12 protein-coding genes, 1 pseudogene and 1 riboswitch are annotated in these 13,339 nt (G+C 70.7%); of the genes and pseudogenes, 2 read left to right on the top strand and 11 right to left on the bottom strand.

Annotated features, from left to right (window positions below; genetic code table 11):
• The first annotated feature begins 19 nt into the window (after window positions 1-19).
• Window positions 20-355: a thioredoxin gene (trxA, locus tag AC6JBM_RS43965; RefSeq protein WP_350622573.1), complete on the top strand. Its 336-nt coding sequence runs from the start codon at window positions 20-22 to the stop codon at window positions 353-355.
• 243 nt (window positions 356-598) lie between these two features.
• Complete coding sequence (locus tag AC6JBM_RS43960; RefSeq protein WP_497979642.1) at window positions 599-1,777, top strand: N-acetylmuramoyl-L-alanine amidase; 1,179 nt, start codon at window positions 599-601, stop codon at window positions 1,775-1,777.
• Window positions 1,778-2,114: 337 nt separating this feature from the next.
• On the opposite strand, the gene AC6JBM_RS43955 is transcribed toward AC6JBM_RS43960, so the two are convergent.
• The 11 genes and pseudogenes from AC6JBM_RS43955 to rpmH all read right to left on the bottom strand — a co-directional run bounded on the left by AC6JBM_RS43955 (window position 2,115) and on the right by rpmH (window position 13,322).
• A complete protein-coding gene (locus AC6JBM_RS43955; protein ID WP_350622577.1) occupies window positions 2,115-2,795 on the bottom strand; it encodes a GNAT family N-acetyltransferase in 681 nt (226 codons plus the stop codon).
• Between the two features lie 200 nt (window positions 2,796-2,995).
• Window positions 2,996-3,883: a hypothetical protein gene (locus AC6JBM_RS43950; protein ID WP_497986677.1), complete on the bottom strand. Its 888-nt coding sequence runs from the start codon at window positions 3,881-3,883 to the stop codon at window positions 2,996-2,998.
• Between the two features lie 354 nt (window positions 3,884-4,237).
• Entirely contained in the window at window positions 4,238-5,275 is a 1,038-nt protein-coding gene (locus AC6JBM_RS43945; protein ID WP_497979641.1) for a ParB/RepB/Spo0J family partition protein, read from the bottom strand.
• On the bottom strand, window positions 5,272-6,657 hold the full coding sequence (locus AC6JBM_RS43940; RefSeq protein ID WP_497986676.1) for a ParA family protein: 1,386 nt from the start codon (window positions 6,655-6,657) through the stop codon (window positions 5,272-5,274). Before AC6JBM_RS43940 ends, AC6JBM_RS43945 begins: the two co-directional genes overlap by 4 nt.
• Window positions 6,658-7,168: 511 nt before the next feature.
• Window positions 7,169-7,936, bottom strand: coding sequence for a 16S rRNA (guanine(527)-N(7))-methyltransferase RsmG (gene rsmG / locus AC6JBM_RS43935; RefSeq protein ID WP_497979640.1), 768 nt, complete (start codon window positions 7,934-7,936; stop codon window positions 7,169-7,171).
• Between the two features lie 1,392 nt (window positions 7,937-9,328).
• Window positions 9,329-10,192 carry a bifunctional 5,10-methylenetetrahydrofolate dehydrogenase/5,10-methenyltetrahydrofolate cyclohydrolase gene (locus AC6JBM_RS43930; RefSeq protein ID WP_497979639.1) on the bottom strand — a complete coding sequence of 288 codons (864 nt, stop codon included), beginning with the start codon at window positions 10,190-10,192 and terminating at the stop codon, window positions 9,329-9,331.
• A 193-nt stretch (window positions 10,193-10,385) separates the two neighbouring features.
• Window positions 10,386-10,468: riboswitch (ZMP/ZTP riboswitch) on the bottom strand.
• Between the two features lie 208 nt (window positions 10,469-10,676).
• Entirely contained in the window at window positions 10,677-11,291 is a 615-nt protein-coding gene (locus AC6JBM_RS43925; protein WP_350622585.1) for a Jag family protein, read from the bottom strand.
• Window positions 11,292-11,403: 112 nt separating this feature from the next.
• Entirely contained in the window at window positions 11,404-12,462 is a 1,059-nt protein-coding gene (gene yidC, locus AC6JBM_RS43920; protein WP_497986675.1) for a membrane protein insertase YidC, read from the bottom strand.
• A gap of 11 nt (window positions 12,463-12,473) precedes the next feature.
• A pseudogene (gene yidD, locus AC6JBM_RS43915) lies at window positions 12,474-12,745 on the bottom strand (membrane protein insertion efficiency factor YidD).
• A complete protein-coding gene (rnpA, locus tag AC6JBM_RS43910) occupies window positions 12,742-13,137 on the bottom strand; it encodes a ribonuclease P protein component (RefSeq protein ID WP_497979638.1) in 396 nt (131 codons plus the stop codon). Before rnpA ends, yidD begins: the two are co-directional and overlap by 4 nt.
• A 47-nt stretch (window positions 13,138-13,184) precedes the next feature.
• Window positions 13,185-13,322: a 50S ribosomal protein L34 gene (rpmH, locus tag AC6JBM_RS43905; protein WP_033360019.1), complete on the bottom strand. Its 138-nt coding sequence runs from the start codon at window positions 13,320-13,322 to the stop codon at window positions 13,185-13,187.
• Between the last annotated feature and the right edge of the window lie 17 nt (window positions 13,323-13,339).

The raw sequence follows: 13,339 nt of genomic DNA, 5'->3' as shown, positions 1-13,339 counted from the left end.
TTGGAGAGAAGGAGAGCGCATGGGAGCCATCCAGCCCGTCAGCGACAAGACCTTCGAGGTCGACGTCCTCAAATCGGATATTCCGGTTCTGGTGGACTTCTGGGCGGAATGGTGCCAGCCGTGCCGCAAGATCGAAACCATGCTGAACGAGATCGCCGCCGGTGAGCTCGCCGACAAGGTCAAGATCGTGAAGGTCGACATCGACAGCAACCCGGAGACCGCGCGGGCCTACCAGGTCCTCTCGGTGCCCACCCTGACCGTGTTCAAGGACGGCGAGCCGTTCCGCTCGGTCGTGGGCGCCAACCCGAAGAGCGCGCTGGTCCGGCTGATCGAGTCGGCGCTCGACCCGGCCTGATCCCAGCCTCCGATGCCCCGTCTCCGCCGTCGCGGAGGCGGGGCATTTCGGTTCCGGTGTAACGCTGCGCTCGCCGCGGCGCTTTTTCTCCGTGGTGCGGTGCTCGGTAGGGCGCGCCGACGAGGCGGTGGGAGTACGCTGCCTCGCGGACGCGGCTCGGCATGGGTGAATCGCCCCATAACGGCGCGCTCAGGCGGGCACGTACGATTCCGACGCGGGGCACAGGCACTTCAGGAGGACCACATGCGGGCTATCCGGCGCGGGGCGCGGGGAGCGGCGGTTGCCGAGATCCGCGGCATTCTGGTCGTGCTGGAGCTGCTGGAGGATCTCCTGCCGTCGGATCCGTCGTGGGGCGATCCCGAGTACGACGCCGACGTCGAGCGGGCCGTGCGCGCCTTCCAGCAGAGCCGGGGCCTCACCGTCGACGGTGAGGTGGGCGACGAGACCTGGCGCGCCCTGGACGCGGCCCGCTGGCGGCTCGGCCAGCGCGCCCTGTTCCACACCGTCGGTGACCCCTACGTCGGCGACGACGTCCGCCAGCTCCAGGAGCGGCTGCTCGAGATGGGGTACAACCCCGGCCGCGCCGACAGCATCTACGGCAGCCGCACCGCGCACGCCGTGGCCCAGTTCCAGCGCGAGGTCGGCCTGCGCCCCGACGGCGAGTGCGGCCCGGCCACGATCGGCGCCCTGCGCCGGCTCGGCCGCAAGGTCATCGGCGGCCGGCCCCAGCTCCTGCGCGAGGCCGAGGCCTTCCGCGCCTCCGGCCCGACGCTGCTCGGCAAGCGCATCGTGATCGACCCCGGCCACGGCGGCCCCGACACCGGACACGTGGTGCCGGACGGGCCGCTGCGGTGGGTGGAGGCGGACCTCGTGTATGACCTTGCGGCCCGCCTGGAGGGCCGTCTGGCGGCCGCGGGGATGCGGGTGAACCTCACCAGGGGTCCGCAGCCCACGAACGCTCTGAGCGACCGTGACCGGGTGGCCCTCGCAAACGAGCTCGGCGCCGACCTCCTTATCTCGATCCACCTCGACGGCCACGGCACGCCCATCGCCGACGGCGTCGCCACCTACCACTACGGTTCCGTCTCCGGCCCCACCTCCGTCGTGGGAGAGCGGCTGGCCGGCCTCGTGCAGCGCGAGATCGTGGTCCGCACCGGGCTGCGCGACTGCCACACCCACCCGAAGACCTGGGAGCTGCTCCGGCTCACCAAGATGCCCGCCGTCCGGGTCGACGTGGGCTACCTGACGTCGCCGGGGGACCGGCGGCAGCTGATCGACCCCGCCTTCCGCGACCGCGTCGTGGAGGCCATCATGGCCGCGGTCCAGCGGATGTACCTCCCCGTCGAGGCGGACGTCCCGACCGGCTCGATCGACGTGAGTCTGCTTCGGGCCTTGACCGGCTCGACCGCTCCGACCGCGTAGCGCCCGTCCGACATCTGGCCCGGGGCTGTGCGGCATCAGGCCGTCGGCGCTTGCCGAACGCGGCTGCACCCACGCCGAACGCGGCTTCACTCACGCCGGTCGCAGCTTCACGCCGAACGCAGCTCGACCTCAGTCGGCACTGCGGCGCTCGGTCGGCGCCGCGACCTCCGCTGCGGGCACGGGCCTGAAGTCGCTCTGCCGGAACGGACAAACCCGGCCGGCCAACACGACCGCCTCCGCCGGCGGCTGCGCAGCGCCGGCTTGCGTGGCCGTCGGTCGGGCAGCAAGCAGCGCGCGGATTTGCCCGGATTTGGGAGCCTTTACGGAGTCGATCGGCTCAGCCGGAAGTCATCTCTCGAGTCGCCGGGCGAACGGGGAGCACCGGGCGGAGCAGCGACTCCGGGCTCATCGAGCCGAGCAGCTTCTCCAGGGCGTATTCGACGTCCGACTTCCACGACAGCGCGGTTCGCAGCTCGAGACGCAGACGGGGATAGCGCGGATGCGGTCGTACGGTCTTGAAGCCGATCGACAGGAAGAAGTCCGCCGGCGCCAGGCAGCCGCGCTCATTGCGCCCGGCCTCGTCGACCTCGCCGAACTTCGCGTCGCCGAACGCCTCGATCGCCTTCACGCCGCGCTTGGTCAGGTCGCGCGCGACGCCCTGGACGAGCATGCGGCCGAGCCCGCCGTCGGCGAACGGCTGCACGACGTGCGCGGTCATGAGCAGCACGGCGTCGGGCGAGACCGGAGACGTCGGGAAGGCCATGCTCCGCGGCACGTACGCGGGCGGCGCGAACATCACGAATCCGGCCGGCATTCCGTCGACGTACACGAGCTTGCCGCACGAGCCCCACTCGAGCAGCGTCTGCGAGACCCAGGCCTCCTTCTCGAGGCCCGGGTCGCCGTTGGCACACGCCCGATCGGCTGAGACGGGATCGAGCTCCCAGAACACGCAGTCACGGCACGATCGAGGAAGATCCTCGAGGGTGTCCAGCGTCAGACTGACGAGACGTCGCGACATTGGCCCATCTCCACCGCACCCGGGATTAGCTCGTCCTGATCGTACGCACTCGTGACACGCCGTGGGACCCATCCGCGGACAGTTCCTTATCCCCGCTCCCCCCGGCGACCGTTCGGGTGGATCGCAATGACCGGACGGCTACCGAGCGTGGCCGCGTGCCCGTGTCGCGGGTGCTGCTGCCCGTGCCCGCAGGACCTCGGTCAGCGGGTCGGGGTCGAAGGCTGTTGCGAGGCCGGGTCGTCCGGTGCGTCGCCGTTGCCCGCGGCCGGCTCCGGCACCACGACGTCGCCGTTCTCGGCCGCGGCGGCTGCCGGCTCCAGGGCGTCGTCGGACTGGGCCTGGGCCTCGCGCTCGGCCAGGCTCGTCGGGGCGGTCCAGTTGATGCGCGGCGGCTCGGCCAGCGGGCGCCCGCCGAACTCGGCCAGCCACGCGGCGACCATCGCCAGGTTCTCGCGCCAGCGCTCCTCCGGGATCGGGGGCAGGATGTCGTCCCACAGCGCGAGGAAGGTGCCCTGGAGCTGGAGCCGCCCATAGGGCCGGGCGAGGAACCACACATGCAGGTGCGCCGCGCCGTCGCCCCAGCGGTTCACGTGAACCCGGGCCACGTCGTCCAGCGAGCGGATCGCGCGCTCAAGGCGGACGGTCATCACGCCGAGCTCGGCCGCGAGCATGTTCGGCAGGTCGCCCAGGTCGAGGTGCGACCGGGACTCGAGGATCAGCACGGCCGGCAGGCCCGTCGGGCGATCGAGCGCGCGGACGCGCCAGCGGTCGCTCACCCAGATGTATGCGTCGTCCGGCGCCGCGCAGGCCCGGCACTCGGCGGGGTTGTCGCCGTGGCGCGGGGGCTCGATCGGCACCGGGTCGAGGAGGCGTTTGACGCGGATGTCGCCCTCGAACGGGAAGGTGGGCCAGTAGGTGAAGGCGGGGAGCTCTTGCGGTTGCTGCGGCGACTCGGGCACGAAGCCGACCCTAGCCGACCCGGGGCCCGGTGTCCGTACCCTGTGGACAGTGGGCGAGTTATCCACAGGGTCGGTGGACTGTGCTGTGGATGACGCGATCGAGGTCGTCCTACGTGTGGCGATGTTCATCCACAGGGCCGCGACGCATTCAGCGCTCGGTTTCACGTGAAACGGGTGAGCCTGTGGATAACCCCTGTGGACAAGATTCGCTCAGAGCCGTTCTCTCAAGATTTCTTCCCGCCGACTTTTCGGCCTCCGGGCCTCCGGAACGGCACTTTTCGGCCCCCGCTGGGGTCGGTTCCTGCTCTTGGCACCGCGGACCTGGCTGGGCGGGCCCCTCCGGCCGAAGGCCCTCGGGACCGCCCATTTGTCTGGCGGGAGCAACGGTCAGATAGTGACGCGGACCCGAGTCATGGATCTTTGGAAAAGCACGAGGGCCGATCCCGATGGGTACGGGATCGGCCCTCGCTCTGCGCTGAGGCGCTACTGCTCCTGCTGTGTCGCCGATTGCTCCTCCGGCACGCCGATGATCCCCACGATCCGCTCCAGGTCGTCGACCGTCGCGAACTCGATCGTGATGCGCCCCTTGCGGCGGCCGATGTCGACCTTCACCCGCGTGTCGAAGCGGTCCGAGAGGCGGTCGGCCAGATCGGACAGCGCCGGCGCGTGCGGCTTGGCGCGGCGCTGGGCCGGGGCCGACTTCTTCGGCGCGCCCTCCGCCACGGCGAGCTGGACGAGCTCCTCGGTGGCGCGCACCGACAGACCCTCCGCGACGATCCGCGTCGCCAGCGACTCTTGCTCGGCCGAGTCCTCGAGGCCGAGCAACGCACGCGCGTGCCCGGCGGAGAGGACGCCCGCCGCGACGCGGCGCTGGACCGGGGCCGGCAGGTTCAGGAGGCGGATCGTGTTCGAGATCTGCGGTCGGCTCCGGCCGATGCGCTTGGCGAGTTCCTCGTGCGTCGCGCCGAACTCCTCGAGCAGCTGCTGGTACGCGGCCGCCTCTTCGAGCGGGTTCAGGTTCGCCCGGTGGATGTTCTCCAGGAGCGCGTCCCGCAGCATCGCGTCGTCGCGCGTCTCGCGGACGATCGCCGGGATGGCCTCCTTGCCCAGCGCCTGGGCGGCCCGCCAGCGGCGCTCACCCATGACGAGTTCATACTGCTGCTCACCCTCGGTCTCGCGCAGCTCGCGCACGACGATGGGCTGGAGGAAGCCGACCTCCTGGATCGAGGTCTTCAGCTCCTCGATCGCCTCGTCGTCGAACACCTGCCGCGGCTGCTTCGGGTTCGGCGTGATGGCGCCGACCGGGATCTCGGCGAACCGGGCGCCCGGCACCGGGGCGAGCGCGTCGGCCGCCGGAGCGGGAGCCGGAACCGCCGGGGTCTCCGCCGGGGCGCCGTTCGTGACGTTCGGGGGAGTGGCGAGCGCGGTCGCCGTGCCGGTCGCACCCTCGGCCGGCGCGGCGGCGGTTGGGATGAGAGCGCCGAGCCCTCGCCCGAGACCCCCACGTCGGTTGGACTTCATGCGACCCCTCCCACCTGTGCGCCCTGCGCACCGCGCAGCGCGATTTCCTGCGCCGCCTCGAAATAGCTGACCGCACCCCGCGAGCCGGGGTCGTACGTCATGACCGACTGGCTGTAGCTCGGCGCCTCCGATACCCGCACGTTGCGGGGGATCACCGCGTTCAGGCACTTCTCGCCGAAGTGGTTCCGCACGTCCTGCTCGACGAGGTCGGCCAGGCGCGTGCGCCGGTCGTACATCGTCAGGAGCACGGTCGTGATGTCGAGGTTCGGGTTGAGGTGCGACCGGACGAGCTCGATGTTGTTCGTGAGCGCCTGCACGCCCTCCAGCGCGTAGTACTCGCACTGGATCGGGATCAGGACCTCCTCGGCCGCGACGAGCGCGTTGACCGTGAGGAGGCCGAGGGACGGCGGGCAGTCGATGAAGATGTAGTCGTAGTTGTCGCCGCCGGCCTCGATGGCGCGCTTGAGTCGCGACTCGCGGGCGACGACCGAGACGAGCTCGATCTCCGCCCCGGCGAGGTCGATCGTCGCCGGTACCGCCCAGAGGTTCGGGATGCCCTCGACCTGCTGGGTCACCGCGTCCAGCGGGGCACCGTCGATGAGGCAGTCGTACACGTCCGGCACGCCCGAGTGGTGGGGCACGTTGAGTCCGGTCGAGGCGTTGCCCTGGGGGTCGAGGTCGATCACCAGCACGCGGTTGCCGTGGAGCGCGAGGGCTACGGCGATGTTCACTGCGGTGGTCGTCTTCCCGACGCCGCCCTTCTGATTGGCTACACACATCGTGCGGCGCCGTGGTGGGCGGGGCATGGTGATCTCCCCGCTCGGGTTGAGAATCTCCACGGCGCGCTTTGCCTCCTGTGCGAGCGGGGGGTCTTCGGTTTCACGTGAAACATACGCGTCAGTCATGGCGCCCTCGGTATCCGCGGTGACGACGGACGGGTGAGGCCGGGGGGATGGTGGGTTCCGTCGTTCGGGCCGCACCTCGGCCTGAGAAGCGTCGACTGTTGGCGATACTCCCCGGCCGTAAAGGGTACCGGTTGCGCCGCGCTCGTTCGGGCCCGCTACCTGAAACTCCACCGTGCCCCCGCGTGTCGACTCCGCATCCGAGCGCGTCGGCGAGCCGTGCGGCGGAGCGGACACGGGATTTCGCGGCGGTACCGCATGAGGCACGTTTGGCGAGACCGGCCCCGGAGTCGCGGAGGGCGCTCCGGGGGCCTCGAATCGCACCGGCTCGACCGGGCGCGAGGAGTCGCCGTGCTCTGCTCGGGGCTGTGGCACCGGTCGGCCACTCGGGCGTACACCCCAGCCCTCTATCCCCGTTTCACGTGAAACATGACCGTCTGCATCGCCGTAGCCCGGACCATCATCGCTGTCGCGCACCATGTCAGTCCCGTCCCGCTCGGAAAGGTGTGCACCCTCGGCCGCCTCGTCCGCCGGCCCGTGGTCCTCGGGAACATCCGCCGTGTGGTCGACGGTGTCGAGTCCGTCGGTCGCATCGATGGAGGGTTCGCCGGGAGCCGCCCGCGGGCCGGAGTCCGCCGCCCTGGGGGTCGTCCCGGCGGTACCGGCTCCGGAGTCGTCCGCCCCCGCGGGGCGCTCGCCGTCCGGATCCGTTCCGTCCAGGCCGGCCCCATCGGGTGCCGTTCCGTCGGACAGAAGAGTGGCGCGGGGCCAGCCTACGGCGCTTCGCCGGGCGGAGCCATGACTCACCGGCGCGTCGTTGGCCTTCTCACCCCAACTCGGCCGCCAAAAGACCAGAAATCCGTCAACTCGCCGGAGCAGGCCGCCGAGTCGCTGTATCGGCGACATCGGCCATCCGATGCCGACCGCCCTGCCGTCCGCCATGCGTGGTCCCCGTTCCCCGTTGCCCGGGGGTCGCGGAACACGCCCCCGGTTATCGGCCGCGACGCCCTCCGGACTTCCGGGGACGCGCGCCTTCCCGCTGCCGCACGTCTCCCGCGTCTCGGGTCCGCGCGGCTTCCCGCTCGCGCGCGGCCCCGGCCTTGCGGACGCGCACGCCTTCTCGCTCCCGCACGATGTCGACCACGGTGGTGGGCTCGGCGAGGATGGCGTCCCCGCACGTGCGCACCGAGGCCGTACCCGCCCCGAGCTTCGTCAGGACCTCCGCGTGCTCGGCGACCTCGGCCGCCGCGGAGGCGCCCTTCATCGCGAGCAGATGGCCGCCGATGGCGGTGAGGGGGAGACACCAGCCGGCGAGCCGGTCGAGCGGAGCGACGGCTCGGGCGGTGACGACGTCGGCGAGCGCGAGCTTGCCGACGCACTCCTCGGCCCGGGCGCGGACCACGGTGGTCCGCTCGAGGCCGAGGGCCGTCACCGCTTCGGAAAGGAATGCGGTACGTCGTGCGAGCGGCTCGACCAGGGTGACGGACAGGTCGGGACGAGCCACTGCCAGCACCATACCGGGGAGACCGGCTCCTGACCCGACGTCGACTACGGAGGCACCCGACGGAATGAGGTCCGCGACCACGGCACAGTTCAGGAGGTGCCGCTCCCAGATGCGGGGCGCTTCGCGAGGCCCAATGAGCCCACGCACAACTCCATCGGTAACGAGCAACTCCGCGAAGCGGGTCGCGGCGGGGAGCCGATCCCCGAAGACCTTCTCGGCCACGGGGAGAATCTCGCTGGGCACTGCACCGTCCATGAGGTCAAGCAAACCATGGTCGGCTCGCGGCCCCCGGACGCGGGGAGCACCCGGCGGGCGTGTTTCACGTGAAACGTGGTCGGTGGCCGCAGTGGTTCTTGGGTGGGTGGTGGCTGCGGGACCGGTGGGGCTGACAGGGCCGGCGCTACTCGAGGGCGGAGAAATGGCTCGGTCTCGGCCGGGGTTGGGCCGCCTGGCTTCGGTCCCCGCGATCGGGTGCGGAGTGCTTGGCGGCGCGAGTGGTGCGGTCGCGACGCGAGGCGGCGAAACGGCGGGGAGGCAAGCGCGGCGGCGGAGCCGATCGGGCGCTCGGGCCGGCGTGGAGGTTGGGGGCACTCCAGCCGCGTGCACGGGGGAAAAGGCGTGCATCGCGCATGCGGGATGCGACGGAAGCGCGTGGCTGTCCTGGGTCCTGCGGGAGGGCGTGTCCGTGTCGAGTCGGCAGTCGGTTGAGGTCCAGCGCGGTGTCCCGGACTGAGAGCCCTCGACGCGCCGACGGCCCAGGCGGACAGGACCGGCGCCCTCCGAGCGCGACGGGCGGGCCGCGCTCGGGTGCGACCGGCCGACTCGAAGCGGGGCAACACGTGAACGGCAGCCGGAGCGGGCGGCCCTCGGGACGGCGCTGGGGGGAACGAACGCACCGGGCCAGTTGGACTAGCACGCAGAGATGTTGAGCAAGTCGGCCACGCGAGGCGCGACAGTTGGCTGGGCGGGGAGTCGTCTGCGGAGCCACTGCCCTCACCCCATGGCACAGTGCTGGCGCGAGTTCGGACGAGCGGGGAAGCCATCAGTTCGCGACTAATGCCGAAGACCGCCCGACACGACCTCATGCCCTTAATCCCGACAGAGCCGGCGGCCAGCTCTCCTCGGCGCCGCTCGAACGCTTGGCAGTCGATCGACTCCTACATCCCTCGCCTGCGGAGCGACCCGTGCACGTCGTTGCCACCCACCCCGCCGCCGGGCCGCATTGAGTATGGGCGGGCGAGCTCGGCGGACGGGACGAACGGCCACGGACTCACGAGCAGACACAAGACTCTCGTAGACGGGCGAAAAACCGCGGCCGCGAGTTGCCCCTCGGTGATCGAAGCCACCGGGCGGGTCCAACCCCAGGAGACCCCGAACACGGACTAGGGATCTCGGCATCGCCACGGACCTCGGAGAGTCTCAATACTTCTCGACAACACCGACGGCACGCGGCACGCGGCACGGACGGGACGCCGGTGCCGAACCCGAGTGCAGCCGCGTCATCGCCACCCTCGACCTCGCCGAACGCCTCGGCGCCCTCGATCGGCGGGCAGCCGGGCCGGTGGTAGACGAAGTCGGCGATGATGCCTATCGAGAACGAGCAGCGCCGGAGGAGCGGCAAACGCGCCCCGCCCCTCCGGCCCCGTTTCACGTGAAACGGCGCTCGGCGGCCTCGATGGCGTTGCGGAAGAGCATGGCCACCGTCGTCGGGCCTACGCCGCCCACGCGCGGGGTGATGGCGCCCGCCACCGTTTCGCAGGACTCGTCTACGTCGGGGAGGAGGCGGCGGCCGGAGTACCGTACGCCGCCGCCGATCACGACCGCGCCCGGCTTCACGTGCTCCGGCTGGATGATGCCCGGGACGCCGGCGGCGGCGATGAGGATGTCGGCGCGCAGCGTGTACCGGGGCCAGTCCGGCACCCCGGTGTGCACGACGGTCACGGCGGCGTTCGCCGTGGGCCGCTTCTGGGCCAGCAGCATCGCCAAGGGACGGCCGAGCGTCGCGCCGCGGCCGAGGATCACGACCTCGCGGCCGCTGACGGGGATCTCGTAGTGGGCCAGCAGTGCCTCGATGCCGGCCGGGGTGCAGGGGAGCGGACCCGGGATGCCGGCCGCCAGGCGACCCAGGTTCAGCGGGTGCATCCCGTCGACGTCCTTGTCCGGGTCGACTCGCATGAGGGCGGCGTCGTAGTCGAGGTGCTTCGGCGTCGGGTACTGGATCAGGAGCGCGTGCACGTCCGGGGCAGCGTTGAACTCGTCGATCGCGGCGTGGAGGTCGGCCTGCGTCGCGTCCGCCGGGAGGTGGCGGTGCGGGGAGTCGAAGCCGAGCTCGGCGGCCTGGCGTTGCTTGATCCGGATGTACCCGGCGCTGGCGTCGTCGTCGCCCACCAGGATCGTGGCCAGGGACGGGGTGATGCCTCGCGCACGGAGGGCCCCGACCCGCGTGGCGACGTCCGCGAGGATGCTCTCCGCCACCGGGGCACCGGGCAGCAGGCGAGCGGAGCCGGACACGGGCGCGGAACCAGGCGCCACCGTGGGACCGGCACCGGCAGCGGAACCAGGCGCCGCGGTCGAACCAGGCGCCGCGGTCGAACCAGGCGCGGAAGAGGAACCGGAAGCCGAGGGGGCGGAACCGGCTGAGGGAATGGCGCCGCCGAGATCGGAAGCGGAAGCGGGTGAGTTGCGCATACGACTCCTCGTCACACGTGAGAGCCCAGGCGGTCGACTCCCACGACGAGGCTTCCCGATGGTTGCCCATCCTCGATGCCGCCAGTCGCGTCAACAACCAGTATGCCCGTGGCGAAGGGGGAGCGGCCAAGCGGGGAACGCGGGCGAGAGCAGAACAGGAGCGGTCAAGCTGGACCGCGGGCCAGAAAGGCCGAGGGCAAGGGGCCGAGGGCAAGGGGCCGAGGGCAAGAGGCCGAGGGCAAGAGGCCGAGGGCAAAAAGAGAACCGCCCCGGACCAATGCCGGGGCGGTTCAGGAAGAGCAGAAAATCAAGCGGTCGGGCGAACCACGATCCGACGGGACGGCTCCACGCCCTCCGACTCGCTCTCCACCCCGGGCAGGGCGTTGATCACGTCGTGCACGCACTTGCGCTCGAACGCGCTCATCGGCTCCAGCCGCACAGCCTCGCCGTACTCCTTCACCTTCTCGGCCGCGTTCTTCGCGATCGCCCCGAGCTCCTTGCGCCGCAGCGCCCGGTACCCGCCCACGTCGAGCAGCAGCCGGCTCGGCGAACCCGTCTGCCGGAACACGGCCAACCGGCTCAGCTCCTGCAGCGCCTCGAGGGTCGCGCCCCGCTGGCCCACAAGAGCCTGCAGCCGCTTGCCCGAGCCGTCCCCGCCCTCGACGACCTCGACGACCGGCCGGCCGCTCACGACGAGCTCGTCGATGTCGCCGTCGTAGTCGAGGATGTCGAGCAGGCCCTCGACGTAGTCGGCCGCGATCTCGCTCTCGCGGAACAGGTCCGCGCTCGAGCGGCCCGAGCCGTTGGCCGAGGCCGAGGACTCCTCGTCGCCTTCGGTCTCGGACTCGGTGGACGCGGCAGCCGTCTGCTCGTCCAGGTCCTCGGCGCCGAGATCACTGGTGGTGTCGGTCACGAAACTCATCTCCGCTTGTTTGGGGCGCCGAGGCGCCGTCACAGGTCGTCGGTGAGGGGTGGGTTGCTTGCAGGGAGCGCCCCGCGCTGGGCTCGTTGAGGGGTGGCCCAGCGGGGTCGCATCAACCCGACTGCCGCTTCGCGGCGCCACCCTTCTTCGGGTTGATCGGCTTGGCGCCGGGCTTCGGAGCCCGGGACGGCCCGGTGGCCTCGGGGGCCGTGCCGTTGGCCTTGGCGCCGGTCGCCTTCGCGGCGCCCTTGCCGTTGGTCCGCTGCTGCGCCGCGGCGTCCTCGCGGGCCTTGGCGAACAGCGCGCCGAACCCGCTCGGCTGCTTGGCGTCGGCGGCCTTCTTGGCGCCGCCCTTGAACGGCGTGTTGTTGGTCGACGCGCTCGCCGGCGGCGGGTACTTGTGCAGCACCCAGTACTGCTGGGCCAGCGTGATGGCGTTGTTCGTGACCCAGTAGATGATGACACCGATCGGGAAGTACCAGCCGGACGTCAGGGTGAAGAACGGGATGCCGTAGAGCATGAACTTCTGGATCATGCGCTGCTGCGGGTCGGTGTTCCAGCCCGTCTTCTTGATCATCTGACGCTGCGTCAGGTAGGTCGTGGTGATCATCAGCGCGACCAGGATGGCGGCGACGATCTTCACCGTGGTCGAGCTCGCATCGATCTTCAGCAGCTCGGCCGTGCTGCTGCTGAACTTGGCGACGATCGGGGCGTCGAAGAGGCGGGCGTCGACGGCGCTGAGGAACTCCGACTTGGTCCAGCCGTAGAGCTCCATGCTGTGGTCGGACATGCCCGGCCGGAGGTGACGCAGCACGTGCAGGAGGCCGATGAAGACCGGGATCTGCAGGAACATCGGAAGGCAGCCCATGAGCGGGTTGACCTTCTCCTCCTGGTAGAGCTTCATGACCTCCTTCTGGAGGGTCTCCCGGTCGCCCTTGTGCTTCTCCTGCAGCTCCTTCATCTTCGGCTGGATCGCCTGCATCGCGCGCTGCGACTTGATCTGCTTGACGAAGATCGGGAACAGCACGACGCGGACGGTGATCACCAGGAAGACGATCGCCAGGACCCATTGCCAGTTGGTGCTCAGAACCCGGTGGTCCGGCAGGATCGAATCCCAGACGGTGTGCCAGAACAGCATCACCTTCGAGATCAGCCAGTAGATCCCGGCCATCAGCTTGCTAATCACGACACCGCTCCAGTCACGTCGACTCGGGCTCGGGCGAGTGTCCCCGGCGCGGTGGCACCGGGTCGAACCCACCGGGGTGGAATGGGTGGCAGCGCAGCAGCCGCCAGATCGCGAGGCCGATTCCCTTCACCGCGCCGTGCGTGCCGACCGCCTCCAGGGCATAAGCGCTGCACGACGGGTAGAACCGACAACGCGCCGGCAACGCCGGGCTTATCCAACGACGGTACGCGACGATGGGAGCTGCCACGATCCGGGCTCCGGCGTTCATCGACGGACACCTCGGCTCTTCGGTCGGCGCGCGGCTTCCAGCGCCGAGTCCAGGTCTTGCTGCAGAAGGTCGAAGGACCGGGTCGCCGCCTCGGGCAGCGCCCGCACCACGATCACGGAGCCCGCGGGCAGGTCGGCGAGGCGCGGGCGCACGAGGTGCCGCAGCCGTCGCTTCACCGTGTTGCGCACGACGGCGTTGCCCACCGCCTTGGAGACCACAAACCCGGCCGAAGGCGACAAGTCAGAAGGATCCGAAACGCCGGAAACCCCGGGCCGCGGCGGCCCGGGGTTCAGGAAATGCACAACCACTGCCCCCCGGCCGGCGCGACGTCCGTTGCGAATGGTGGCGGCGAAGTCTTCCCGCCGCCGCAGTCGCTGAGCGGCCGCCAGCACGCTGCCTCCCGGAAGGCCCGGTCGAAGAAACGGCTTCGAACTGACAACTAAGCCGAGAGGCGGTCGCGCCCCTTGGCGCGGCGCGCCGACAGGATCGCGCGGCCGGCACGGGTGCGCATGCGCAGCCGGAAGCCGTGGGTCTTCGCGCGCCGGCGGTTGTTCGGCTGGAAGGTGCGCTTGCTCACGTCGAGGCTCCGTCTTC

This window comes from Dactylosporangium thailandense (assembly GCF_059739745.1).
The sequence above is the reverse complement of the archived record's forward strand: the minus strand, read 5'-3'. Positions and strand labels throughout refer to the sequence as shown.